The organism is Gordonia sp. NPDC127522 (assembly GCF_042672305.1).
GTDB lineage: Bacteria > Actinomycetota > Actinomycetes > Mycobacteriales > Mycobacteriaceae > Gordonia > Gordonia hongkongensis.
Window position 1 is genome coordinate 118,163 of the sequence record NZ_JBHXVK010000004.1, and the last position, 23,739, is coordinate 141,901.

The following is a 23,739-nucleotide window of genomic DNA, read 5'->3' on the forward strand; positions in this document are numbered from 1 at the left end:
GTTTAATGTCTGACTCGTGGACAGCCAAGGGATCGTTCTGCCGCCGCCGGTCTATGTCGGCGTTGACGGGGAGCGTGTTGCGACATATGTTCTCGAGCCGGCGGGGCACACCGACATCGATGTGGTGATGTGCCACGGGACTCCGTGGTCGGCGTACGTGTGGGCCGGCGTGGCGCAACAGATCGGCCTCGGTCGCCGGGTCTTCCTGTGGGACATGCCCGGATACGGGCAGTCGATGGTCAGGGACGCACCGGTGGATCTGGCGACCCAGATGTCGAGATTCGCTGTGCTGCAGTCACAGTGGGGTCTGACGCGGCCGCACGTGATCGCACACGACATCGGGGGCGCGGTGGCACTGGGTGCGCATCTGCTCCACGGTCGCGAGTACGCGTCGTTGTTCCTCTGGGACATCGTGACTCTGGATCCGTGGGGGTCGCCCTTCTTTCGACTGGTCGCCGACAACACCGAGGTCTTCGAGCAACTTCCCGACCCCTTGCACGCGGCGTTGGTGCGCGAGTACATCGCCGGTGCCGCGCGGCATCGGCTGACCGACGATGACCTCGACGCGCTGACTCGTCCGTGGCTCGGCGGGGCCGGCAAAGCTGGGTTCTATCGTCAGATCGCGGCCTTGCGGCCGGAGCACACGAGACCTGTCGCGGAACGCCTGTCGGAGGTCCGGTGCCCGACGCGAATCGGCTGGGGCGCCGACGATCCGTGGATTCCCGTCGAGCAGGCCACGCAGCTACGAGACCTCCTGCCCGACCGCCGCGACCCCGTGATCCTCGACGGTGTCGGACATCTCGCACCTCTGGAAGCGACGGCAGCGGTCACCCGGCAGATCGAGGACTGGCTCGGGGCGGTGACGTTACCGCGGTGACCTCACCGACGACGCCGCGGCTGCCGGAAGTTCTCCGGTAGCCGCGGCGGTGATCGTGATCGTCACATGGCGTGTGCCGCCAGACCCCGTTCCCGTACGTGGGCAGTCTCGAGTCCGGACCGCCGGGAGACGATGTCGACGAGTTCGTCGTAGGTGCGACACACCACCGCGGAACCGGTGGGGGCGCTGACCACCCATCCCGAGGGAATGGCCCGAACATGGTCGCGGCGCAGCAGCTCCGACATCCGCCGGGCCACGTCCGCACGCCGGCGAGGCCCGGACACGAACTCCGCGGCCCAATCCGGCGGTGCGCCTGCGCAACCTCCGCACATCAGGGCATCACGTCGCCGGAATTGGGGCCGAGTACCTGCCCGACGAACAGGTTGCCACCCGGATCGGAAGCGAGGAGCACGGCTGCCGGTGCGATCTCCTCGGGCCGGCCGAACCGTCCGAGGGGGAGTTCGGCGCGCTTGTCTCGCTTCCACCCGTCGTCGATGCCCTCGACCATGGGGGTGTCGATCGGACCGGGTGCGATGGCATTCACGAGCACGCCACGTCCCGCGGTCTCGAGCGAGATCGACTTCGTCATCGCGATCACGCCAGCCTTCGCCGCGGCGTAATGCGCCAGCGAGACACCGCCTTTGATGCCCAGCTGCGAGGCCACGTTGATGATGCGCCCGGCGCCCTGGGCCAACATCGGCCGCAGCGCCGTCCGATTGCACAAGAAGACGCTGGTGAGATCGATGTCGATGGTCTCACGCCACATCTCGGTGGACATGTCCACGGTCGGCGACTGGGTGAGGATGCCGTGCGAGCAGACGAGGATGTCGAGTCCACCGTCCTCGTCGACCATCCGCGCGACCAGCGCATCGACCTCGGGCTCGGATGTCGCATCCAGAACGACCCCGCGCCGGGCGCCGACCTCGTCGGCGACTGCGGTCACCCGATGATCGCGATCCGCAAGCGTCACAGTGGCGCCCTCGGCGAGATAGGCCGACGCGATCGCACGCCCGATTCCCGACGCCGCGCCGGTGACCAGAGCGCGCCGGCCCCGGAGAATTCCGGTCATGTCAGATCCTCTCTTTCAACCCGTTGTTCAGTCGCGCATAGCGGTGGTCAGTGCCCCGTCGACGACGATCGCCTGACCGCTGACATAGGAGGCCTGCGGACTCGAGAGGAAGGCGATCACCTCGGCTACCTCCCGTGGATGGCCGACCCGACCCCAGGGGATGTAACCCCCTGCCCGGTCCAAGCCCTCGGGGCCGAGCGAATTGACGGCGTCACTCGACTGCGGAGTCCGGATGAGGCCGGGGATGATGGCGTTCGCGCGGATGCCCCGGGGCCCGTATTCGACGGCGAGACTTCGAGCCAGACCGATGATCCCGGCTTTGGCCGTCGCGTAGTGGGCGTGGTTCTGCCACCCGTAGACACCGCCGGCGATCGACGAGATCACGGTCACCGATCCGCCTTCGGTCATGTGGCGGAGTCCGGCGCGAGCCGTCCGCATGACGCCATGCAGGTCGACGGCCATCATGTCGTGCCATTGTTCGTCGGTGATGGAATCGAACGAGGCCTCGCGGAGGATTCCCGCGTTCGCGACCGCGATGTCGAGACGTCCCCACGCCGACACGAGGTCCGCGGCGAAGGCGTCCACCGACTCGGTCGAGCGCACGTCGACCTCGACGATCCGCCCCTGTCCACCGGCGTCGCTGACGTCCCGCAGCGTCGTCTCCGGATCGTGCGGGTCGCCCGGGAATGTCCCGATCCCCACGCGCACGCCTCGTTCGGCCAGGCAGACCGCGGTGGCGGCGCCGATGCCCGAAGCGGCGCCGGTGATCATGGCGACGGCCGGGTCGGTCATGCCTGTGCTCCTGCCGTCGTCGTGGGGCCCGCGGGCACGCCGGCCTGCGGCGGCGTGTCGGCGACCTTGCGTGCGCCGAGCACGATCACCGCCGACGCGATGGCGCCGAGAGCACCGACCCAGAGCGCGGCGGTCGAGTAACCGACCGATGCCGCGGTGAGACCGGTCAGGATGAAGCCCGAGATGATCGCTCCGGGTTGCGACATCGCGCCGATGAAGGCACTTCCCGTTGCGCGACAATCGGTGTCGAAGCACTCCGCCTGGAAGAACATGATGGCGGCGTACGGGCCTAGGAGGAAGAACAGGCCCATCATGTAGGTCACGAGCACGAAGATCTGACTCGACGGTCCGAGCAGCATCGCGCCGAAGAACAGACCCGAGAGCAACCAGCCGACGGCAATGGTGTTGCGCCGCCCGAATCGGTCGCCGGCCCAGCCGTGCGCGAGGTAACCCGCGACCGCGACCAGATTCGACAGCACCACGAGGATGAGGGTGCTCGAGGCGTCGATCCCCTTACCCTTCTCCAGCACCGTGGTACCCAGGACCGAGAAGGTCTGGATCGCGAACCAGTTGAGCAGCCAGGCCAGGGACAACACGACCGTGTTGCGCAGGTGCTTGCCGGTGAAGATCCGTTTGAAGGGTGCCGAGGTCTGCTCGACCGTGGCGGTCGCGGCCGCGAGGGCCTCCGCCTCGTCGTGCTTTCCGGCCTTGCGGAGTTGCTTGACCGCGTGCTGCGCCTCGAATTGCGGGCTCTCCTTGAGGGTGCGGCACACGAGGGCGACGATGACCGCGGGAATGGTGGCCAGCAGGAACGCGATCCGCCAGGAGTCCGCGCCGAAGATGGCCGTCACGATGGCGACGAATCCGGCCGCGAGCAATGCGCCGGCCGGCCAACCGGTCTGGACCATCGAGTAGACGAACCCACGACGCTTCTTGATCTTCTCGTCCTCGGTCAGCTCGTAGAGCTCGTTGAGATACGTGGCGTTGACCGACTGCTCGGCGAGGCCGAGGCCACTGATCGCGCGGACACCGATCAGCGAGGTCGCGCCGAACGTCGCCGCCGTGGCCGCCGACGACGCCGCGGTACCGCCGACCGAGATGATCATGCCCTTGCGACGTCCGAGCTTGTCGACCATGGGACCTACGAGGAGGACCACGATCGCGGTGCCGACGCTCACCAGGGTGGAGACCAGGAGTGCGTGACTGGTCGACCAGCCGAACGACTCCTCGATCCGCGGGAGCAACGTGCCGAACAGGATGAAGTCGTACACCGCGATCGTCCAGGCGAAGAACGCGATTCCGGACGCGCGTCGGGTCTCCTTGCCGGTGACACGACGCAGCCCCGGGGGTGGGGTGGTGGATTGAGACATGGTTGTGCTCTCTTGCTCAGTGGGATGTGCGAAGCCGGCGCGTCATCGGGTCGGCATAGGGGAATGGGCGGTGCGGCAGTCGGCGGCCCGGAAGTCAGCGGCGCGGCGAGCGCTTCTTGAAGTCTTCGGCGATGGTGTCGAAATTCGCCCAACGGATACCGTCGTGCGAATTGATGTGCTCGATCAGGCGCTCGAGCATGAGCAACACCTGCGGCCGGCCGGAGACGTCCGGGTGGATGGTGAATGTGAAGACGGCGTAGTCGCTTTCGCGATAGACCCAGTCGAACTGGTCACGCCACATCTCCTCGATGTGTCGCGGATTGACGAATCCGTGGCTGTTCGGGCTGCCCTTGATGAACATCATCGGGGGGAGATCGTCGAGGTACCAGCTCGCCGGGATCTCGACCAGGTCGGTCTCCTCACCGCGGACGAGCGGTTTCATCCATTCCGCGGCCGGCTTGTCGTAATCGATCGGGGTCCATGAGTCACCCACCCGGACGTAGTACGGCTCGAAGTCACGATGCATCAGCGAGTGGTCGTAGGTGATCCCGCGCTCGACGAGCAACTCGTTGGTGACCTTGCTGAACTCCCACCATGGCGCGACGTATCCGGTGGGCCGCTTGCCGGTCCGAGTGCTGATCAGATCGATGCAGTGATCGAGGATCTCCGATTCCTGCTCACGTGTCATCGCGATCGGGTTCTCGTGACTGTATCCGTGCAAACCGATCTCGTGTCCCGCGGCGACGACCTGATCGAACTGTTCGGGGAATGTCTCGACGGAGTGCCCCGGCCAGAACCAGGTTGCCGGGAGATCGTATTTCGCGAGCAGGTTATTGAGGCGGGGGACGCCGACCTCACCCGCGAACACTCCGCGAGAAATGTCCCCAGGAGAGTTCTCGCCGCCGTATGAGCCGAGCCAGCCGCCGACCGCGTCGACGTCGATGCCGAAAGCTACGAAGATTTCCTTGGCCATTGTTTCAGTCCTCCTTGGTGTTCGGGAGTTCGTTGTCGTGGATGAGGGTCGTGTGGATGTCGGTAGAAACGTCGGAATTCGATGCCCGGTTCGGCGACACATCTGCATATGTCTCGATCAAGTGGGCGAGGGGCTGGTCGCGCGTCCGGCCGGTGGACAGCAACAGCGCCAACAGAATCCGTGCCTGCGTCGCAGGCAGGCCGGAGACGGGTGGGACGCCGACGCCGACCAGATCGGCACCGCCGCCGTTGCCGTAGACGCCGCGGACGGGTCCGGCCGGTACACGGGTGGACAGGACGAGCGCCAGGCCGTCATCGACGAGGTCGGCCGCGGCTTCGACGATCGCCGGGTTGCCGTTGCCGATACCGGTTCCCGCCAGCACGATTCCGGCGGCGCCGCAGGCCGCAGCCGCGCGCAGCAGCGCGTCGTCCGCACCGGGATAGACGTCGACGAGATCGACACGCGTGTCGTCGAATCCAGCATCTGGGCGTGGCAACGGGTCGGGTCGCGGCGCCGTGGGCCCGAAGCAGACCTGCCCATTCGTCACCTTCCCCGACGAGGGAGAGACGACGGAGCGGAATGCATCGAGTGCGGTCGTGTGGATCTTGCGTGCCCCCCGGGCGGGGATGATCTGTCCGGCGAAGACGATCATGACGCCACGGTCGCGGGCGGTCGGCGTCGCGGCGACGCGGACGGCGTCGGTGAGGTTGCCCGGACCGTCACCGTCGGCGTTGTCGCCGGCCCGTTGGGCACCCGTCAGGACGACGGGACGGGGATCGTCGTGGACGAGGTCGAGGAGGATCGCAGTTTCCTCCATGGTGTCGGTTCCGTGCGTGATCACCACGCCGTCGACCCGTTCCGTGGACCGGGTGAGAAGTGCGCCGACCGCGTCACTGATCTGCCGCAGATGTCCGAGTGTCAGCCGGTAGGAGCCCACCGTCATCAGATCGACCGTCTCGATCTCGATGTCGTCGAGGCCCGCCCGTTCGACGAGTTGCGCGGCGGTCTTGGTCGCCACGACCCCGGCGTCGGTGGCCTCGGAGGCAATGGTGCCGCCCGTGGCGACGATGGCGATCCGCGTCATCGGTTGCGGCTCGAAGGTGTGGTGAGGCCCCCGATGGCGGGAGCGATTCGGATGACTGTGACGTGCATGACGTGAAGTGAAGCACAACCCAAACGTTTGACGCAATCGTTTGTGTAACTTCCGCCAAACGTTTGTGTAAATCGCGACGTAACAGAAGTCGTTGGGTACGCTGTGGGCCATCGACGAGAGAGGGCCGGGTTGAGAAAGCCAGTACAGGGGACGGCGAGGGGGCCGCTGACACTCCGCATGATCGCCACCGAACTGGGGGTCAGCCCGTCAACCGTGTCCCGGGTGCTCAACACGCCCGGCGACGCCGCGCTCCGCTGGGGGTCCTCCGACACTGTCGCCCGGATACGCGCATTCGCCTCCGAACACGGCTATTCCCCGAACCCCCAGGCATCGAGCCTGCGGACCCGTCGCTCCGGACTGATAGGCGTACTCGTACCGCGGCTACAGGACTACGTACTCGCCACCATCTACGAGGGAGTCGAGGAGGCGGCCTACGAGTCGGGACTCTCGACCTTCGTCACCAACTCACTGGACAAGCCCGATAATCAACGCTCGCGGACCCGCATGATGATCGACCGCCGTGTCGATGGCCTGATCTACGGGGACGCTCATCTCGATCACCACTTCCTCGACGAGATCTATTCGGAGGGAGTCAAATTCGCGCTCGTGTCACGAACGGCGGGGGACTATCCCTCGGCGACGGTCGACGACGTCAAGGGCGGACGGCTGGTCGGTGGGCATCTGTACGACACCGGGCGGCGAGATGTCGCGGTCCTCGCCGGCTGGGAGTTCGCGTCCACCGCACGTGACCGCACCAACGGCATCGTGACCGCGTTCGCCGAACAGGGCGTCGACATCCCGGACGACCGTATCGTCTATTCGGGTTTCGACCCGGCCGGCGGTCGTGCCGCGGTCGAGCAGCTGCTGGAGACCGGGTCGGTGCCGGATGCCATCTTCGCGACGAACGACTTCGCTGCCATCGGAGCCTTCGGGGCCCTGCGCGATCGCGGGATTCGGGTACCCGATGACGTTGCACTCGTCGGTTACAACGACACGCCCATCGCAGCGGGTGGGGCCGTCCCACTGACCACGATCCGGTCGCCCATGCACGAGATGGGCAGACGAGCGGTTGGCTTGCTGCTCGAGGTCATCGGCGGCCGGACGCCCGAGTCGGTCGTGCTCGAGCCCGAGCTGATCATCCGATCGAGCAGCACCTCCGTGAGCGAGCAGGCGGGCGAGCCGTCATCCGTCGAGGCCTGACGGGCGAACACCACACGCAGCGGCGTCGCGTACGTCACCCCGGACACGACGACGCCCCGGAGGGAAACCATCCGGGGCGTCGGTGGGGGTGGGACCCAGAGTCGTCAGGCGACCCGGAATCCCTTGTACGCGTCGAGCGAAGCGATCCGCTTCAGGATCGGCTGGATGTTGGTGCCGGTCTCGGGGCCGAGGCAACCGAGGAAGTAGTAGGCGTTCACCATGCCCACCAGCCGGTCGCCGACGACCACGGGGCTACCGGAGTCACCTTCGATGACGCACATCTGGCTGACGTGCACGTCGCCGTCGGAGAACCAGGCGATGCCGCAGGTGTTGCCGGTGGTCCGGCCTTCTTTGCAGGCGATGGTCGGGAAGGCGAGCGGCGCCTGGTCGACCGAGCGGATCGTCACGCCGCGGACCGTGCGCAGCGGCACGACTCGCGAGGCGTCGAGTTCGATGATCGCCATGTCGAGATCCGGCGCGGTGTAGGTGATGGTGCCTGCCTGGCCGCGGTCCTGGAACGTCTCGGAGTAGACCTTCTGGCCGGGAGTGCCACAGTGTCCCGCGGTGACCCCGATGAGCTTGTTGGTCTTCGAGCGGCCGATGGTGGTCAGGGTGCAGGCCGCGGCCGAGTTGCCGCCCTTGAGCACCAGGATTCCGGACCCGCCTCCCATGAAGATCTTCGCCGGTGCGGCGACCGCGACGCCCCCTCCCCAGCCGGCCAGCACCGTCGCAGCCAAAACCGCCAACAGTACTGTCAGCTTCTTCGTCATCCGCACTCCACTTCTCGGGTCTACCAGTTCTTGATCACGGGCATCGCCGCCCGTCGGGAACTTCGCGATGGGCGGCAAGCACACCGTACCGGGCGCCCCACGCGCGCACGGCGGCGTGGGATCGAGCCGCGGTCGGTTTGCAACACTTCTGTGATGCGCCGCGCGAGTTTGCCGTAATGCGCGTCACACTCTACTCGTGCCGGGGGACAGGGCTCTCGTTTCGGGGTAGACCGCATGCTCGACGGCACCTACCACACCTTTAAGCTGTCGTACGGAGTCGTCACCGACACTCCATACCGACGTTCGTGAAACCGCACTCCCCGAACCTGGAGAAATGACTGTGAGCTCTGCTGGCCGCCCGGTTGTACTCATCGCCGACAAGCTGGCGCCGTCCACCGTGGAAGCACTCGGTGACGGTGTCGAGGTGCGATGGGTCGACGGCCCGGATCGTCCCAAGCTGCTCGAGGCGGTCGTCGACGCCGACGCCATCCTGGTCCGCTCCGCGACGACCGTGGATGCCGAGGTCCTCGACGCGGGCAAGAAGCTGAAGATCATCGCCCGGGCGGGTGTCGGTCTGGACAACGTCGACGTGCCTGCCGCGACCGAGCGCGGCGTCATGGTCGTCAACGCCCCGACCTCGAACATCCACACCGCGGCCGAGCATGCCGTCGCGCTGCTGATGGCCGCGTCGCGCCAGATCCCGGCCGCGGACGCCACCTTGCGCGAGAAGACCTGGAAGCGTTCGTCGTTCAACGGCGTCGAGATCTTCGACAAGACGGTCGGTGTCGTCGGACTCGGCCGCATCGGCCAGCTGGTGGCCGCGCGGCTGGCAGCCTTCGAAACCCACATCATCGCCTACGACCCCTACGTGTCGCCGGCTCGTGCGGCCCAGCTCGGGATCGAGCTGGTCAGCCTCGACGAACTCCTCGAGCGCGCCGACTTCATCACCGTCCACCTGCCGAAGACCCCGGAGACCCTCGGTCTCATCGGCGCCGAGCAGCTCGCCCGGACCAAGAAGGGCGTCGTCATCGTCAACGCGGCCCGCGGTGGTCTCATCGACGAGCAGGCACTGGCCGACGCGATCAACTCCGGTCAGGTCCGCGCGGCCGGCCTGGACGTCTTCGCCACCGAGCCCTGCACCGACTCGCCGCTCTTCGAGCTGCCGCAGGTCGTCGTGACGCCCCACCTCGGCGCATCGACCAGCGAGGCGCAGGATCGCGCGGGCACCGACGTCGCCAAGAGCGTCCGGCTGGCGCTGGCCGGTCACTTCGTCCCCGACGCCGTCAACATCACCGGGGGCGCCGTCGACGAAGAGGTCGCACCGTGGCTCGAGGTCGCTCGCAAGGCGGGCGTGCTCGTCGGGGCCATCAGCAAGGAGCCGCCGACCTCCATCGTCGTCGACGTACGGGGTGAACTCGCCGCGAACAACGTCGACGTGCTCGGCCTGTCCGCGCTGCGCGGCCTGTTCTCCGCAGTGCTCGACGAGCCGGTCACCTTCGTCAACGCCCCCGCGGTCGCCGAGGGACGCGGCGTGACCAGCGAGGTCACCACCGCGCCGGAGAGTCCCAACCACCGCAGCGTGGTCGACGTGAAGGCCGTGTTCGCCGACGGCTCGACCCACAATGTCTCGGGCACCCTGTCGGGTCCGCGCCTGGTGGAGAAGATCGTCAACATCAACGGCCGCAACTTCGACCTGCGTGCCGAAGGGCACAACCTCATCGTCAGCTACGCCGACCAGCCGGGTTCCCTCGGCAAGATCGGAACGCTGCTCGGGAACGCCGGCATCGACATCCTGGCGGCCGGTTTGTCGCAGGACGCCGAGGGCGGCGGCGCGACCATGATGCTGCGCGTGAGCAGCGTCCTCGACGACGAGGTCGTCGCCGCGATCGGTGACGCGGTCAGCGCAACCCTCATCGAACAGGTCGACCTCGCATGAAACTCGCAGTCATCGCCGGCGACGGCATCGGTCCCGAGGTCATCGGCGAGGCGCTGGGCGTCCTCGACTCGGTCGTACCGTCGGTGAGCACCACCGAGTTCGACCTCGGCGCACGCCGCTACCACCGCAACGGCGAGCTGCTCACCGAGGACGACCTCGAGTCGCTTCGTCGTCACGACGCGATCCTGTTGGGCGCCATCGGCGATCCGTCCGTGCCGTCGGGCGTGCTGGAGCGCGGTCTGCTCCTGACGATGCGATTCGCGCTCGACCACCACGTCAACCTGCGGCCGTCGCGCCGCTTCCCCGGTGTCTCCTCGCCCCTCGCGGGCGACCCCGACATCGACTTCGTGGTCGTGCGGGAGGGGACCGAGGGGCCCTACACCGGCAACGGTGGCGCGATCCGTGTCGGAACCCCGAACGAGGTCGCCACCGAGGTCAGCGTCAACACCCGGTTCGGTGTGGAACGCGTCGTGCGCAACGCATTTCAGCGTGCCCAGCAGCGTCGCAAGAAGCTGACGCTGGTCCACAAGACCAACGTGTTGACCTTCGCCGGGTCGATGTGGAGTCGCGCGGTCGAGGAGGTGGGCGCCGAGTTCCCCGACGTGACCACCGACTACTGCCACGTGGACGCGGCGACCATCTACCTGGTCACCGACCCCGGCCGCTTCGACGTGATCGTCACCGACAACCTGTTCGGCGACATCATCACCGACATCGCCGCCGCGGTGAGCGGTGGTATCGGGCTGGCCGCGTCGGGCAACATCGACGCCACCGGCGCCAACCCGTCGATGTTCGAGCCGGTGCACGGCTCGGCACCCGACATCGCCGGGCAGGGCAAGGCCGATCCGACGGCCGCGATCCTGTCGGTCGCGCTCCTGCTCCAGCATCTCGGCGACGACGACGCCGCGGCCCGGATCGAGAAGGCAGTCGCCGACGACCTCGCCGAGCGCAGCGGTACGTTCAGCACCTCCGAGATCGGTGCGCGTATCCGCGAACGGCTGTAGTTCGCAGGGATATTCACCAGCAAGGGACGAACCCGCCACCGATTCGGTGGCGGGTTCGTCCGTTGGTGGTGGGTTCAGGCGTCGACCAGCTCATCGGGTTCTCGCATCCGGTCGCGCGGGACCAGGGGCGTCGCGATAAGCGGTGCCAGGGCGGTCGCGGCGAAGGCGATCGGGAAACCGACGGTCGCGATGAGTGCTCCGAGAAGCGGTGTGGTCGCCGCGGTCACCAGATACTGGCCGGTGTTCTGTACGGCGAGTCCGCGGCCGCTCCATTCCGGTCCGACGTACTCGGCGATGGCGGTGAACGCCAAGCCGTTGTCGGCCACCGAGATGACGCTCGCCACCGCCATGAGCGCGGGCGCGAGTGGGCTGTCGAACCAGTCGGCGATCGCGAGCGCGGACATGGCGGCGACACCGGCCACCGCGATCACGCGGACCGGTCGCATCCGCGACATCCAGGCGTCCGACCACCGTCCGGCGACGATCCGGCCCAGTGCACCGATGATCTGGGTCACGGTGATCAGGGTTCCGGCGCCGGCCGGTGACCACCCGTGCGCGACGATCAGCCAGGTCGGTACGAAGGTCCACAGCATGGACTGGGGGATGACCAGCAGCATGCTGACGATGTGGATGCGTGCGAGGAAAGAGTTGTCGCGGTAGGGATTCGTGCGCGGGGGAGGGTTGCCGACCGTCGACGCGGGAGCCGGCCGACGCGGCGGATCGGTGATGCCGACGACCACCGCGACGAGTCCTGCAGCAGTCACCACGGCTGGGATCGCCAGTGCCGCAGCGGGTCCCGAACTCGCTGCGACAACCGGCATGGTGAGAGCGCAGACGCCGATCCCCAGCGGTTGTGCCATCTGCCGGATGCCCATCGCAGTCCCACGCTGGTGTGCGGGAAACCAGCCGACGACGATGCGGCCGCTGGCCCCGTTCGCCGCACCCGAGCCGAGACCACCCACGAAGAGCGCGGCACCCACGACGGCATAGGACGCATCGGCTGACGCGGCGACGGCCGCCCCGGTCGCGCCGGCGAGCGAGATCGACAGCGACAGCAATAGGATCCGTCGTTCGCCGTAGCGGTCCAACAGGATTCCCCACGGGATCGTCGCCGCCATCAGTCCGACCGTCGGGATCGCGGCAAGCGCCGAGGCCTGGGTGAGGGTGAGTCCGGCGTCGGTGTGCAGCGTGGGGATCAGGTAGGCGACACCGCTGACCACACAAGTCGTGGTGAGCGCGGCGAGCAGCGAGCACCCGAGGATGATCCACCTTCGGGCAGTGGTGATGTCGTCGACATCGGTCATGGTCTACTCACCTCGCTGTCTGTCCGGACTCGGAGAACCGGGGTTGGATATCTCAATATATGAAACAGTGTGACCACATTGTAAAACCGGCACCGACGTCCGCCAACTCGTCTCCCAACGTGTGGGATCGGCGGTGCGATAGGGTCTGGACATGCGCTTAGGTCGAATTGCGAGTCCTGACGGCGTGGCCTTCGTGTCCGTCGAGGGCGACGGAGACGACGCCGTCGTCAAGGAGATCGCCGAACATCCCTTCGGTACGCCGACGTTCACCGGCCGGTCGTGGAAGCTGGCGGATGTCCGGGTGCTGGCGCCGATCCTCGCCAGCAAGGTGATCTGCATCGGCAAGAACTACGCCGCACACGCGGCGGAGATGGGCGGCGAGGCGCCGGCCGACCCGGTGATCTTCCTCAAGCCCAACACCTCGATCATCGGCCCCGAGGTACCCATCGTGCGTCCGCCGTCGTCGCAACGGGTCGACTACGAGGGAGAGCTCGCGGCCGTCATCGGACGCCCGTGCAAGGACGTGAAGGCCGCGCAGGCCAAGGACGTGATCCTCGGATACACGGTCGCCAACGACGTGACCGCCCGCGACCACCAGCAGGCCGACGGTCAGTGGACCCGCGGCAAGGGGTACGACACCTTCTGTCCGCTCGGTCCGTGGATCGACACCGCGCTCGATCCGTCGGACGTCGAACTCGTGACGGAACTCGACGGCGAGGTCAAGCAGCGGACCCGGACGTCGCTGATGCTCCACGACGTCGGTGAGATCGTCGAGTGGATCTCGCGCGTGATGACCCTGCTGCCCGGCGACGTGATCCTCACGGGCACCCCGGAAGGGGTCGGGCCCATGGTGGCCGGTCAACGAATCTCGGTGACCGTCGACGGTATCGGTACGCTCTCCAACCCGGTGGTGGACAAGTGACAGCTCCCAGCACGGCCCGTGTCAACGGGATCGACATCTCCTACAGCCTCGCCGGGTCGGGCCCGCTCGTGGTCATGGTCATGGGAACCGGAAGTCCCGGCCGCGTCTGGAAGGCGCATCAGGAACCCGCGCTGGTGAAAGCCGGCTTCACCGTCGTGACGTTCGACAACCGCGGTGTCGCACCGTCGTCGGAGTGCGCCGAGGGTTTCACGCTCGACGACATGGTCGGCGACACCGCGGCTCTGATCGAACACCTCGGCCGCGGTCCGGCGATCGTGATCGGCACCTCGTTGGGTGCCCGGATCACCCAGGAGCTGGCGCTGGCCCGCCCCGACGTGGTCAAGGCGGCGGTGATGGTTGCGACGTACGGCCGCAACACCCCACTGCAGGAAGCGATCTCGGCCGGTGAGCGGGCCCTCTACGACAACAAGATCAAGCTGCCACCGGAGTACGAGGCCGCCATCACCGCGCATCTCAACCTGTCGCCGCACACGCTCGACGACGACCGCACCGCGCGAGACTGGCTCGACATCATCGGGTTCTCCCCGCAGACGATCACCCCGGGCGTCCGCGCACAGCTCGAACTCCACAACAAGGAGTCCAACCGTCTCGCGGCGTACCGCGGCATCACCCGGCCCGCGCTGGTCGTCGGATTCGCCGACGACCGGACCCTGCCGGCGAAGCTGGCGCGCGAAGTCGCCGAAGCCATTCCAGGCGCGGAGTACGTCGAGATCGAGCGGGCCGGTCATTTCGGTTATCTCGAACAGCCGGCCGAGGTGAACCGGGTCCTGGTGGAGTTCTGCGAGCGCCACCGGGCCTGACGGCGGGCGTGCGGGGGCGGCGGTCGGCTTCGATACGCTGAGCCTCATGACCAGTAGTGAGGCCGTTCGCGTCCGATTCTGTCCATCCCCGACCGGCACTCCCCACGTGGGACTCGTGCGGACCGCGCTCTTCAATTTCGCGCAGGCCCGGCACGACGGTGGCACCTTCGTCTTCCGCATCGAGGACACCGACTCGTCGCGAGACAGCGAAGAATCCTACGAGGCCATCCTCGACGCCTTGCGCTGGCTCGGTCTCGACTGGGACGAGGGGCCGGAGGTGGGCGGACCCTACGGTCCCTACCGGCAGTCCGAGCGGCGGGAACTCCATGCCGACGTCGTCGCCCGCCTTCTCGAGGCCGGCGAGGCCTACGAGGCGTTCTCGACCCCGGAAGAGGTGGAGGCCCGGCACCGCGCCGCCGGACGCGACCCCAAGCTCGGGTACGACAACTTCGATCGTGACCTGACGCCCGAGCAACGTGCGGCCTACCTCGCCGAAGGACGTAAACCCGTTGTCCGCCTGCGGATGCCGGACACCGACCTCACCTGGGACGACCTCGTGCGCGGCACGACGACGATCAAGGCGGGTACCGTTCCCGACTTCGCGCTGACCCGTGCGACCGGCGATCCGCTCTACACGCTGGTCAACCCGGTCGACGACGCGATGATGAAGATCACCCATGTGCTGCGCGGCGAGGATCTCCTGTCGTCGACTCCGCGGCAGCTCGCGCTGTACGACGCGCTGATCCGAATCGGCGTCGCCGACGCCGTGCCGGCCTTCGGGCACCTGCCCTTCGTGATGGGTGAGGGCAACAAGAAGCTCTCCAAGCGCGACCCCCAGTCGAACCTCTTCCACCATCGCGACCGCGGTTTCATCCCCGAGGGTCTGCTCAACTACCTCGCGCTGCTCGGCTGGGGTTACAAGAGCGATGTCGACGTCTTCAGCCTGGCCGAGATGATCGCGGCTTTCGATGTGCGACAGGTCAACTCGAACCCCGCACGGTTCGATCAGAAGAAGGCCGACGCCATCAACGCCGAGCACATCCGGATGCTCGAGGTCGCCGACTTCACGGGGCGGCTGCGGTCGTATCTCGTCGCGCAGGGCAAGCTCCCCGAGAGCGCCGACGACGAGACCTTCGCGGCTCTGGCCGAACTCGTGCAGACGCGTATCCAGGTCCTCGGCGACGCGTGGGACCTCATCTCCTTCGCCTACGTCTCCGACGACGAGTTCACGATCGACGAGAAGGCGGCGAGCAAGAACCTGGGCGCCGACGCGGTGCCGGTCCTGGACGCCACCATCGCCGCGGTCGAGTCGCTGGACTCCTTCATCACCGCCGCACTGCAGGACGCACTGAATGCTGCGCTGGTGGACGATCTGGGGCTCAAACCGCGCAAGGCGTTCGGTCCGGTACGCGTGGCGGTGACCGGCTCCCAGGTCAGTCCGCCGCTCTTCGAATCGATGGAGATCCTGGGTCGCGACAAGACGCTCGCGCGGCTGGCCTCGGCACGGGAGATCGCAGCCAAATAGTGCCGCTGAGCTGCACGTTTGTGGACTTGCGGTAACCCTTTGATACTCTCTTTCTCGGCAGTTTTCCGCAAGGAGAACCAAGCCAATGGGGTATGGTGTAATTGGCAACACAGCGGTTTCTGGTACCGCCATTCTAGGTTCGAGTCCTGGTACCCCAGCGGACAGAAAGAGATCGAGACCGTGCTAAGGTCTTGATCGCCGGAAGTTCCCATGGCCCCGTCGTCTAGCGGCCTAGGACGCCGCCCTCTCAAGGCGGTAGCGCGGGTTCGAATCCCGTCGGGGCTACGAGAAACACCCTTCCTCTGCGATGCAGGGGGAGGGTGTTTTTCATTGCGCGACAGACCATCTCGTCCGTGTTGCGATGATCACACCGAACCACGGACGAGGGTCGGAAGGTGTTGCGCCGGGACTGCGGTCAGAGAAATTCGGCGGTGGTGCCCGAGGCCGGCATCTCGGGGATGCTGAGCTTGCGGTGGTCCCAGGAACGGGTGCGGGACGGACGGATCCGGACGGCGACGCGCTTGTTCATCATCTGCTCGACGAATGGTCGCGATTCTTCGGTGTAGGGCGCTGTGTAGCGTTCCCAGACGCTGATGCCGACCTTCAGGCACGAGTCCGGGTCGTCGAGGATCTCGGCAGTGCCCTCGAAGGTGACGCCGCGCAGTGTGTCGTAGGTGTCACCGTCCTCGATCATCACCGAGCACCGGTTGTTGCGACGGATGTTGACCGCCTTCTGCGACTTGGATTTGGTCTCGAACCAGATCTCGCCGTCGATGATCCCGTACCACATCGCCACGAGGTGGATGCTCCCGTCCGCTCCGGTGGTGGCGAGGGTCGCGGTCCGGCTGCGCGCCACGAACTCCGCGATCTCGGCCTCGGACATGACGATCTGATTGCGTTGGTTGACTCCCATTCCCCGACGCTAGCCCACCGGCGGGTCCATCGGAACCGCTCCGGGTGCAACGGCTCTGGGTCAGGGACGTGCGGCCTGGAGGCGTTTGTGGATGGCGTCGGCGGCGGCGAGCAGATCGGCGGCCCAGCGTGCACCGGGTCGTCGGCCCATCCGGTCGATCGGCCCGGACACCGAGATCGCGGCGACCACGTCACCGTTGCCGTCGCGCACGGGAGCCGACACACTCGCGACTCCGGCGGCGCGTTCACCGGCACTCTGGGCCCACCCGCGCCGGCGGATCTCGTGCAGTGCGCGCTCGCTGAAGACGCTGTCCGGCACGAGCGCGCGCTGGGTGGCAGGGTCGGCCCAGGCGAGGAGGACTTTCGCCGCGGACCCTGCGCTCATGGGGAAGCGGGTGCCCACCGGCACGGTGTCACGCAGGCCGGTCGGTGGTTCCATCGCGGCGACGCAGACGCGTTCGGCACCTTCGCGGCGATAGACCTGAACCGATTCGCCGGTGATGTCGCGGAGCCGGGGGAGGACCATGAGAGCCGACTCGGTGACGGGATCGTGTGCCGAGGAGGCGAGTTCGCCGAGGACGGGGCCGGGCTGCCAACGGCCGGTGACATCCCTGGTCAGAAAGCGGTGCGTCTCGAGTCCCACGGCGAGTCGATGTGCCGTCGCCCGGGGCAGACCGGTGCGTTCGCAGAGTTCGGAGAGATTGCACGGCGCCTCGGCGATCGCGTGCAGCACCGCCACGGACTTGTCGAGCACTCCGATTCCGCTGCTGACCGCGGATGCGGTATCCTTTCCCATAGGACGATACTAGCTGTCCAAATAGTGAGATGCACGTTCGAAACACAGCCAGAACGTCAACACCGCGTGCAGAGTCCGAAGAACCCGAGCAGATAACGAGTGAAGCCATGAGCAACAGCCCAGCCCAGCCGCTGACTCTCGCCGAGAAGGTGTGGCGCGACCATGTCGTCGTCCCCGGTGACGTCGATGCGTCCGGCAACACCAATCCCGACCTGATCTACATCGATCTCCACCTCGTCCACGAGGTCACCAGCCCCCAGGCCTTCGAGGGTCTGCGCCTCGCCGGTCGTCCGGTCCGCCGACCGGATCTGACCATCGCGACCGAGGACCACAACGTCCCGACGGTGGACATCGACAAGCCCATCGCCGATCCCGTGTCGCGGACCCAGGTCGACACGCTGCGCAGCAACTGCGAGGAATTCGGCGTCCGCCTTCATCCCATGGGTGACGCCGAGCAGGGCATCGTCCACGTGGTCGGGCCGCAGTTGGGCCTGACCCAACCCGGCATGACCGTCGTGTGCGGTGACAGCCACACCTCGACGCACGGTGCCTTCGGAGCGATCGCGATGGGTATCGGTACCAGTGAGGTCGAGCACGTCCTGGCGACGCAGACCCTCTCGCTGCGCCCGTTCAAGACGATGGCGATCAATGTCGACGGCGAGCTCCCGCCCGGTGTGACGAGCAAGGACCTGATCCTCGCGATCATCGCGAAGATCGGCACCGGCGGCGGGCAGGGTTACGTGCTGGAGTACCGCGGGGAGGCGATCCGCAAGCTCTCCATGGAAGCGCGGATGACGGTGTGCAACATGTCGATCGAGGCAGGCGCCCGGGCGGGGATGATCGCACCCGATGAGGTCACCTACGAGTTCCTCAAGGGCCGCCCGCATGCCCCGTCGGGTGCCGATTGGGATGCTGCCGTTGCCTATTGGGACAGTCTGCGCACCGATCCCGGTGCCACCTTCGACGCCGAGGTGCACATCGACGCCGCCTCGCTGACCCCGTTCGTCACGTGGGGGACCAATCCGGGACAGGGTGCACCGCTCGGCGCCGCGGTACCCGACCCGGCGGAGTACGGCGACGAGGTCAAGGCGAGTGCCGCGGCCAAGGCGCTGGAGTACATGGGCCTCGAGCCCGGAACGCCGCTGCGCGACATCAAGGTCGACACGGTCTTCGTCGGCTCCTGCACCAACGGGCGGATCGAGGACCTGCGCGAGGTCGCCGGCATCCTCAAGGGGCGCAGGGTCGCGGACGGGATGCGGATGCTCATCGTGCCCGGTTCGATGCGGGTGCGTGCACAGGCCGAGGACGAAGGTCTCGGCGAGATCTTCCTCGCGGCCGGCGCCGAATGGCGGCAGGCCGGGTGCTCGATGTGCCTCGGCATGAACCCCGACCAGCTCGCCCCGGGGGAGCGGTGTGCGTCGACCTCCAACCGCAATTTCGAAGGGCGCCAGGGCAAGGGTGGCCGAACGCACCTCGTGTCTCCGGGAGTGGCAGCGGCCACCGCGCTGCGCGGCACCTTGTCCGCGCCCGCCGACCTGGACGCACAGCCGGCGCCCGCCGATCTCGGTTGAGTCACGGTCCGACCCATATCCCAGCCACATCATTCGAACAGGGGCTTTTTCCATGGAACCGTTCACCGAACACACCGGTATCGGTGTCCCGCTGCGTCGCAGCAACGTCGACACCGACCAGATCATCCCGGCCGTCTATCTGAAGCGGGTGACGCGCACCGGCTTTGAGGACGGACTGTTCGCCGGTTGGCGGACCGATCCCGACTTCATCCTCAACAACGAGCCCTGGAGCCGCGGGTCGGTCCTGGTCGCCGGTCCCGACTTCGGCACCGGGTCGTCGCGTGAGCACGCGGTCTGGGCGCTGTCCGATTTCGGCTTCCGCGTGGTGATCTCGTCGCGTTTCGCCGACATCTTCCGCGGCAACTCGGGCAAGGCGGGTCTGGTGGCCGCGCAGGTCGAGCAGCCCGACGTCGAACTGCTGTGGAAGCGCCTCGAGGAGAATCCTGGCCTCGAAGTGACGGTGAGCCTTGTCGATAAGACGGTCACCGCCGGAGACCTCGTGGTGCCGTTGGCAATTGATGACTACACGCGGTGGCGTCTGATGGAGGGTCTCGATGACATCGGACTCACGTTGCGCCAGGTAGAGGCGATTTCCGAGTACGAGTCGGCGCGTCCGGCATTCAAGCCGCGCACCCTCGCGGACTGATTCCGCACCGCCGCGGCGGGGTCATCTCGCCGCGGCGGCACCGTCGTGAGCTGCCATGCCATTTCGCAACACGGCGTCCTAATTGGCGTGGAAGATGGACGTTTTCAAATTCGACGTTTACCGTGTGTTGGTAGCTGGCCGAAACTCGGTCAGATCAGCTTGCGGAGGTACTCATGAACAAGGCGGAGCTCATTGATGAGCTGACCAAGAAGCTCGACGCGGATCGCAAGACTGCGACTGAAGCCGTCGAGCTCGTCGTCGACACGATCGTGCGCGCAGTCAACAAGGGCGAGAGCGTGACGATCACCGGCTTCGGCGTATTCGAGAAGCGGAAGCGCGCACCGCGCGTCGCCCGTAACCCGCGCACCGGCGAGACCGTCAAGGTCCGCGCGACCTCGGTGCCGGCGTTCCGTCCGGGCGCTCAGTTCAAAGCCGTTGTGGCGGGCAAGCAGAAGCTGTCCGCGACCGGTCCGGCTGTGAAGCGCGGAAGCGGGGCCACCACCACGGCAGCCAAGAAGGCTGCGCCGGCGAAGAAGACCGCCGCCAAGAAGACGACCGCCGCGGCCAAGAAGACCACCGCGGCCAAGAAGGCTCCGGCGAAGACCACGGCGGCCAAGAAGACCACCGCGGCCAAGAAGGCTCCGGCGAAGACCACGGCGGCCAAGAAGACCACCACTGCGGCGAAGAAGGCTCCGGCCAAGAAGGCGGCGCCGGCGAAGAAGGCCACCGCGGCGAAGAAGGCTCCGGCCAAGAAGACTGCCGCGAAGAAGACCGCGGCAAAGAAGACCACCCGTCGCTGACCTGCGGGACAACCGCAGTCGACGACCACAATTCAGCCCCCGGCGTACTTCCCCCGCCGGGGGCTGAATCGTGTTCGGGGTCAACCGGCGGAGGGGCGCGGGACTCAGGCTGTCGGGAGCGGCCCGGCGATGTGATCGGCCGCCACCAGCCGGCCGTCGAACAGGGACAGAACCCACACACTGCCCTTGCGGTTGGAGGCCTTGGGAAGCGGGATCGAGTCGCGCTCGGACCACCAATCCATGAGGGGCGGGATCACCTTGCCCTGACTGCAGACCGCCAGGGTCGACGTCGTGTCGGCGGCGAGTTCGAGGATCCGGCGTTGCGCCGCTGCCGGATTGGTCCGGTACGTCTCCTCCGACAGATCCGGCTCGCTGTGCAACTCGGCCCCGAGCCGGTCGCGTAGCGGTTCCAGGGTCTGCTCACATCGGACGCGATCGGCCGAGTGCACCCGGCTCGCCCCGAACGCGATCAGCAGTGGGGCGAGGGCGGCGGCTTGCGCCCGGCCGAGTTTGTCGAGGGGTCGCAACCGGTCGTCGCCCTTGTAGGTCGAGCGCCGGCCGGCCTTGGCGTGCCGTACCAACAGGAACGTGTGCAGGTCCGCGGGTAACCGCACGAACTCCTCGAGGATCGTGCGATCGAGCGGATAGCTCAACGTCTCCCGGGCCTCGCCGACGGAGAGCCACCGCAGCTCGTCGACCTCGTGCCCGGCGACGAACTCCCCGTCGAGCGCGCGCGCCGACCAGTAGCGCACATGCTTGCGGGTGCCGCCGAGGTCGTAGTGGACGTCGTCCAGGTGCCGGCCGAGAACGACGTGTTGGCCCGTCTCCTCGGCGATCTCGCGCACCGCCGTGTCGATGAGGGTCTCGCCCGGCTCGGCCTTTCCCTTGGGCAGCGTCCAGTCGTCGTACTTGGGGCGGTGGACGACCGCGATCTCGACATCGTCGTTCTCGGCGGCGTCGTCGTTCCCGGTCGAACCGGAGACACCCGGTCGCCAGACCACGCCACCGGCGGCCCACACCTCATTCGTCTTCTTCGCCATGTCGATGGTGATCGTAGAGGTCGAAGGTTACGTGACGGTGCCGGTCACGAACTGGTCTCCGGCCGACGACGATTGCGCCGCATCATCTGTCGTTGATGGTCGCGCACCTCCTCGCCCTCGGCGGGTGAGGCCACCCAGCTCCCGTCGGACTGCAGGACCCAGCAGCGGGTCCGCGGATCGAGGGCGGAGGCGAAGATGTCACCGAGTTCGCCGGCCAGACGCTCGTCACGGACGTTCACCATGACCTCCACACGCCGATCGAGATTGCGGTGCATCATGTCCGCGCTGCCGAACCAGTACTCGTTCTGCGCACCGAAATACAGGATTCGAGAGTGCTCGAGGAACTGCCCCAGGATCGACCGCACGTGGATGTTGTCGCTGTAACCCTCGACCCCGGGCCGCAGCGCACTGATGCCACGGACGACGACGTCGACGGGTACCCCGCTCTGCGAGGCCCGGTACAGCGCATCGATCACTTGCTCGTCGACCAGTGCATTCGCCTTGAGCTGGATTCTCGCGCGCGTGTCGCCGTCGCGGAACAGCTCGATCTCGCGATGGATCCGTTTGATGATGCCGGCCCGGATGCCGTGCGGCGCAACGAGGATGTTGCGGTACTCCTGCTTGCGGGAGTAACCGGTCAAGGTGTTGAACAGGTCGGTCAGATCGGCGCCGATGTCGGGGGCGGCGGTCAGCAGGCCCACGTCCTCGTAGAGCCGCGCGGTCTTCGGGTTGTAGTTGCCGGTCCCGATGTGGCAGTACCGCTTGATCGTCGAGCCCTCGCGACGCACCACCAGGCAGGTCTTGCAGTGGGTCTTCAAACCGACGAGGCCGTAGACGACGTGGACGCCGGCCTGTTCGAGTTTGCGGGCCCACTTGATGTTCGCCTGCTCGTCGAAGCGGGCCTTGATCTCCACCAGCGCGACGACCTGCTTCCCGGCCTCGGCGGCGTCGATGAGCGCGTTGACGATCGGAGAGTCGCCGGAGGTGCGGTACAGCGTCTGCTTGATGGCCAGGACCTGCGGGTCGGCCGCGGCCTGCTCGATGAACCGCTGCACGCTCGTCGAGAACGAGTCGTACGGATGGTGGACGAGTACGTCACCGTCGCGAAGGGTCGAGAACACGCTCTTGGGTGTCTCTCGCTCGCCGAACGCGGGGTGGGTGGCGGGGACGAACGGACGGTCCTTGAGGTGCGGGCGGTCGAGCGCGTAGATCTCGAAAAGTGATGACAGATCGAGGAGTCCGGGCACCTGGATGACGTCGGCGGGGTCCACCTCGAGCTCGCGTAGCAACAACTCGAGCATGTGCTCGCTCATGTCGTCGGCGACCTCGAGCCGCACCGGCGAGCCGAACCGACGGCGCGCGAGTTCTCGCTCGAGCGCCTGGAGCAGGTCCTCGTCGCGGTCCTCCTCGACCTCGAAGTCGGCGTTGCGGGTGATCCGGAAGACGTGATGCTCAACGATTTCCATACCGGGGAACAGGTTGCCCAGGTTGGCCGCGATCAGACTCTCCAACGGCAGGAACACCGCGCTCCGGGCGGCCTTGTCGTCGTCGGGGACCCGAGCGGGCGACAACCGGTCGACCCGGATGAAGCGGTTCACGTTGTCCGGTACCTTGACCCGCGCGAAGTGCTCGCCGCTCTCGTTGACGTCGCGGACCGTGACCGCGAGGTTCAGCGACAACCCGCTGATGTACGGGAACGGATGAGCGGGGTCGACCGCCAGGGGCGTCAGGACCGGGAACACCTCGTCCTGGAAATAGTCGGTCATCCGCGCCTGCTGCTCGGCGGTGAGCTGCGACCAGGACACCACGTAGATGTCGTTGTCGGCCAACGCCGGTCGGACCGAATCGAGGAAGACGCGCGCGTGCCGGTCGGCGACGGTCTGCGCGCGTCCGGCGATGCGCATGAGTTGTTCTCGGGGCGACAGGCCGTCGGCGGACCGGACCGACAGGCCGGTCTCGTCACGCCGCTTGAGTCCGGCCACCCGCACCATGAAGAACTCGTCGAGGTTCGAGGCGAAGATGGCGAGGAACTTCGCCCGATCGAGGAGCGGCAGGGAGGTGTCCTCGGCGAGTGCGAGCACCCGGGAGTTGAAGTCCAGCCAGCTCAATTCCCGGTTGAGGTAACGGTCCTCGGGCAGGTCGGCGGATTCGTCGGGCACCAGGGTGGCGGCCGGCGGGGCGTGCGGGATCGGTGTCGTGGTGACCGTGGCGGTCTGCGATACGTCATCGTCGGCGGGGCTCACCCCCCAATGATGACC

General features: G+C 67.0%; 22 protein-coding genes and 2 tRNA genes. 12 read left to right on the forward strand and 12 right to left on the reverse strand.

Annotated elements, in window-relative coordinates; all coding sequences use genetic code 11:
• Positions 1-16 precede the first annotated feature (16 nt).
• Positions 17-877: an alpha/beta fold hydrolase gene (locus ACFVHY_RS10890; protein ID WP_390271659.1), complete on the forward strand. Its 861-nt coding sequence runs from the start codon at positions 17-19 to the stop codon at positions 875-877.
• Between the two features lie 62 nt (positions 878-939).
• On the opposite strand, the gene ACFVHY_RS10895 is transcribed toward ACFVHY_RS10890, so the two are convergent.
• From ACFVHY_RS10895 to ACFVHY_RS10920, 6 genes are all read right to left on the reverse strand, one after another.
• Positions 940-1,122 (reverse strand): hypothetical protein, encoded by a 183-nt coding sequence (locus ACFVHY_RS10895; protein WP_390271661.1) that lies wholly within the window; start codon positions 1,120-1,122, stop codon positions 940-942.
• 86 nt (positions 1,123-1,208) lie between these two features.
• On the reverse strand, positions 1,209-1,946 hold the full coding sequence (locus ACFVHY_RS10900; RefSeq protein WP_065632703.1) for an SDR family NAD(P)-dependent oxidoreductase: 738 nt from the start codon (positions 1,944-1,946) through the stop codon (positions 1,209-1,211).
• 27 nt (positions 1,947-1,973) lie between these two features.
• Positions 1,974-2,738, reverse strand: coding sequence for an SDR family NAD(P)-dependent oxidoreductase (locus tag ACFVHY_RS10905; protein ID WP_058252137.1), 765 nt, complete (start codon positions 2,736-2,738; stop codon positions 1,974-1,976).
• Positions 2,735-4,108 (reverse strand): MFS transporter, encoded by a 1,374-nt coding sequence (locus ACFVHY_RS10910; RefSeq protein WP_058252136.1) that lies wholly within the window; start codon positions 4,106-4,108, stop codon positions 2,735-2,737. Before ACFVHY_RS10910 ends, ACFVHY_RS10905 begins: the two co-directional genes overlap by 4 nt.
• A gap of 94 nt (positions 4,109-4,202) precedes the next feature.
• Positions 4,203-5,081, reverse strand: coding sequence for a polysaccharide deacetylase (locus ACFVHY_RS10915; protein ID WP_211540648.1), 879 nt, complete (start codon positions 5,079-5,081; stop codon positions 4,203-4,205).
• A gap of 4 nt (positions 5,082-5,085) precedes the next feature.
• Positions 5,086-6,165, reverse strand: a complete 1,080-nt coding sequence (locus ACFVHY_RS10920) for an asparaginase (protein WP_390271664.1) — start codon at positions 6,163-6,165, stop codon at positions 5,086-5,088.
• Between the two features lie 198 nt (positions 6,166-6,363).
• Between ACFVHY_RS10920 and ACFVHY_RS10925 the strand changes: the two genes are divergently transcribed.
• Entirely contained in the window at positions 6,364-7,434 is a 1,071-nt protein-coding gene (locus ACFVHY_RS10925) for a LacI family DNA-binding transcriptional regulator (RefSeq protein ID WP_390271666.1), read from the forward strand.
• Positions 7,435-7,538: 104 nt separating this feature from the next.
• Here the strand turns inward: ACFVHY_RS10925 and ACFVHY_RS10930 are convergent, their stop codons facing one another.
• Positions 7,539-8,204 carry a trypsin-like peptidase domain-containing protein gene (locus ACFVHY_RS10930; protein ID WP_058252132.1) on the reverse strand — a complete coding sequence of 222 codons (666 nt, stop codon included), beginning with the start codon at positions 8,202-8,204 and terminating at the stop codon, positions 7,539-7,541.
• 340 nt (positions 8,205-8,544) lie between these two features.
• Between ACFVHY_RS10930 and serA the strand changes: the two genes are divergently transcribed.
• On the forward strand, positions 8,545-10,140 hold the full coding sequence (serA, locus tag ACFVHY_RS10935; RefSeq protein ID WP_058252194.1) for a phosphoglycerate dehydrogenase: 1,596 nt from the start codon (positions 8,545-8,547) through the stop codon (positions 10,138-10,140).
• The gene (locus ACFVHY_RS10940; RefSeq protein ID WP_065632707.1) at positions 10,137-11,144 is read left to right on the forward strand and encodes a 3-isopropylmalate dehydrogenase; all 1,008 of its coding nucleotides are present in this window, start codon (positions 10,137-10,139) and stop codon (positions 11,142-11,144) included. Before serA ends, ACFVHY_RS10940 begins: the two co-directional genes overlap by 4 nt.
• 74 nt (positions 11,145-11,218) lie before the next feature.
• Here the strand turns inward: ACFVHY_RS10940 and ACFVHY_RS10945 are convergent, their stop codons facing one another.
• The gene (locus tag ACFVHY_RS10945) at positions 11,219-12,448 is read right to left on the reverse strand and encodes an MFS transporter (RefSeq protein ID WP_390271669.1); all 1,230 of its coding nucleotides are present in this window, start codon (positions 12,446-12,448) and stop codon (positions 11,219-11,221) included.
• Between the two features lie 151 nt (positions 12,449-12,599).
• Between ACFVHY_RS10945 and ACFVHY_RS10950 the strand changes: the two genes are divergently transcribed.
• The 5 genes from ACFVHY_RS10950 to ACFVHY_RS10970 all read left to right on the forward strand — a co-directional run bounded on the left by ACFVHY_RS10950 (position 12,600) and on the right by ACFVHY_RS10970 (position 16,001).
• Positions 12,600-13,370, forward strand: coding sequence for a fumarylacetoacetate hydrolase family protein (locus ACFVHY_RS10950; protein ID WP_078112922.1), 771 nt, complete (start codon positions 12,600-12,602; stop codon positions 13,368-13,370).
• Complete coding sequence (locus ACFVHY_RS10955; protein ID WP_390271671.1) at positions 13,367-14,191, forward strand: alpha/beta fold hydrolase; 825 nt, start codon at positions 13,367-13,369, stop codon at positions 14,189-14,191. Before ACFVHY_RS10950 ends, ACFVHY_RS10955 begins: the two co-directional genes overlap by 4 nt.
• Positions 14,192-14,237: 46 nt before the next feature.
• Entirely contained in the window at positions 14,238-15,716 is a 1,479-nt protein-coding gene (gene gltX, locus ACFVHY_RS10960) for a glutamate--tRNA ligase (RefSeq protein ID WP_390271673.1), read from the forward strand.
• Positions 15,717-15,802: 86 nt separating this feature from the next.
• A tRNA-Gln gene (locus ACFVHY_RS10965) sits at positions 15,803-15,874 on the forward strand.
• Between the two features lie 54 nt (positions 15,875-15,928).
• Positions 15,929-16,001, forward strand: a tRNA-Glu gene (locus ACFVHY_RS10970).
• Positions 16,002-16,131: 130 nt separating this feature from the next.
• Here ACFVHY_RS10970 and ACFVHY_RS10975 read toward each other — a convergent pair.
• Both ACFVHY_RS10975 and ACFVHY_RS10980 read right to left on the reverse strand, forming a co-directional pair.
• Positions 16,132-16,629 carry a PPOX class F420-dependent oxidoreductase gene (locus tag ACFVHY_RS10975; protein ID WP_390271675.1) on the reverse strand — a complete coding sequence of 166 codons (498 nt, stop codon included), beginning with the start codon at positions 16,627-16,629 and terminating at the stop codon, positions 16,132-16,134.
• Positions 16,630-16,689: 60 nt separating this feature from the next.
• Positions 16,690-17,424, reverse strand: coding sequence for an IclR family transcriptional regulator (locus ACFVHY_RS10980; RefSeq protein WP_058252125.1), 735 nt, complete (start codon positions 17,422-17,424; stop codon positions 16,690-16,692).
• A 107-nt stretch (positions 17,425-17,531) separates the two neighbouring features.
• Between ACFVHY_RS10980 and leuC the strand changes: the two genes are divergently transcribed.
• The 3 genes from leuC to ACFVHY_RS10995 all read left to right on the forward strand — a co-directional run bounded on the left by leuC (position 17,532) and on the right by ACFVHY_RS10995 (position 20,441).
• Positions 17,532-18,995 (forward strand): 3-isopropylmalate dehydratase large subunit, encoded by a 1,464-nt coding sequence (leuC, locus tag ACFVHY_RS10985; protein WP_259937167.1) that lies wholly within the window; start codon positions 17,532-17,534, stop codon positions 18,993-18,995.
• Positions 18,996-19,047: 52 nt separating this feature from the next.
• Positions 19,048-19,641 (forward strand): 3-isopropylmalate dehydratase small subunit, encoded by a 594-nt coding sequence (gene leuD, locus ACFVHY_RS10990; protein WP_390271678.1) that lies wholly within the window; start codon positions 19,048-19,050, stop codon positions 19,639-19,641.
• A 173-nt stretch (positions 19,642-19,814) separates the two neighbouring features.
• Positions 19,815-20,441 carry an HU family DNA-binding protein gene (locus tag ACFVHY_RS10995; RefSeq protein WP_058252122.1) on the forward strand — a complete coding sequence of 209 codons (627 nt, stop codon included), beginning with the start codon at positions 19,815-19,817 and terminating at the stop codon, positions 20,439-20,441.
• Positions 20,442-20,545: 104 nt separating this feature from the next.
• On the opposite strand, the gene ACFVHY_RS11000 is transcribed toward ACFVHY_RS10995, so the two are convergent.
• Both ACFVHY_RS11000 and ACFVHY_RS11005 read right to left on the reverse strand, forming a co-directional pair.
• A complete protein-coding gene (locus tag ACFVHY_RS11000) occupies positions 20,546-21,481 on the reverse strand; it encodes an NUDIX domain-containing protein (protein ID WP_390271680.1) in 936 nt (311 codons plus the stop codon).
• Between the two features lie 44 nt (positions 21,482-21,525).
• Positions 21,526-23,724 (reverse strand): RNA degradosome polyphosphate kinase, encoded by a 2,199-nt coding sequence (locus tag ACFVHY_RS11005; protein WP_390271682.1) that lies wholly within the window; start codon positions 23,722-23,724, stop codon positions 21,526-21,528.
• Between the last annotated feature and the right edge of the window lie 15 nt (positions 23,725-23,739).

Bases quoted from the DNA above. Each gene is read 5' to 3' on its own strand.
- gltX (WP_390271673.1), top strand. From the start codon at position 14,238: ATGACCAGTAGTGAGGCCGTTCGCGTCCGATTCTGTCCATCCCCGACC.
- ACFVHY_RS10950 (WP_078112922.1), top strand. From the start codon at position 12,600: ATGCGCTTAGGTCGAATTGCGAGTCCTGACGGCGTGGCCTTCGTGTCC.
- ACFVHY_RS10980 (WP_058252125.1), bottom strand. From the start codon at position 17,424: ATGGGAAAGGATACCGCATCCGCGGTCAGCAGCGGAATCGGAGTGCTC.
- leuC (WP_259937167.1), top strand. From the start codon at position 17,532: ATGAGCAACAGCCCAGCCCAGCCGCTGACTCTCGCCGAGAAGGTGTGG.
- ACFVHY_RS10995 (WP_058252122.1), top strand. From the start codon at position 19,815: ATGAACAAGGCGGAGCTCATTGATGAGCTGACCAAGAAGCTCGACGCG.
- ACFVHY_RS10895 (WP_390271661.1), bottom strand. From the start codon at position 1,122: ATGTCGGAGCTGCTGCGCCGCGACCATGTTCGGGCCATTCCCTCGGGA.
- ACFVHY_RS10900 (WP_065632703.1), bottom strand. From the start codon at position 1,946: ATGACCGGAATTCTCCGGGGCCGGCGCGCTCTGGTCACCGGCGCGGCG.
- ACFVHY_RS10910 (WP_058252136.1), bottom strand. From the start codon at position 4,108: ATGTCTCAATCCACCACCCCACCCCCGGGGCTGCGTCGTGTCACCGGC.
- ACFVHY_RS10915 (WP_211540648.1), bottom strand. From the start codon at position 5,081: ATGGCCAAGGAAATCTTCGTAGCTTTCGGCATCGACGTCGACGCGGTC.
- ACFVHY_RS10945 (WP_390271669.1), bottom strand. From the start codon at position 12,448: ATGACCGATGTCGACGACATCACCACTGCCCGAAGGTGGATCATCCTC.
- ACFVHY_RS10920 (WP_390271664.1), bottom strand. From the start codon at position 6,165: ATGACGCGGATCGCCATCGTCGCCACGGGCGGCACCATTGCCTCCGAG.
- ACFVHY_RS11000 (WP_390271680.1), bottom strand. From the start codon at position 21,481: ATGGCGAAGAAGACGAATGAGGTGTGGGCCGCCGGTGGCGTGGTCTGG.
- ACFVHY_RS10940 (WP_065632707.1), top strand. From the start codon at position 10,137: ATGAAACTCGCAGTCATCGCCGGCGACGGCATCGGTCCCGAGGTCATC.
- ACFVHY_RS10975 (WP_390271675.1), bottom strand. From the start codon at position 16,629: ATGGGAGTCAACCAACGCAATCAGATCGTCATGTCCGAGGCCGAGATC.
- leuD (WP_390271678.1), top strand. From the start codon at position 19,048: ATGGAACCGTTCACCGAACACACCGGTATCGGTGTCCCGCTGCGTCGC.
- ACFVHY_RS10930 (WP_058252132.1), bottom strand. From the start codon at position 8,204: ATGACGAAGAAGCTGACAGTACTGTTGGCGGTTTTGGCTGCGACGGTG.
- ACFVHY_RS10905 (WP_058252137.1), bottom strand. From the start codon at position 2,738: ATGACCGACCCGGCCGTCGCCATGATCACCGGCGCCGCTTCGGGCATC.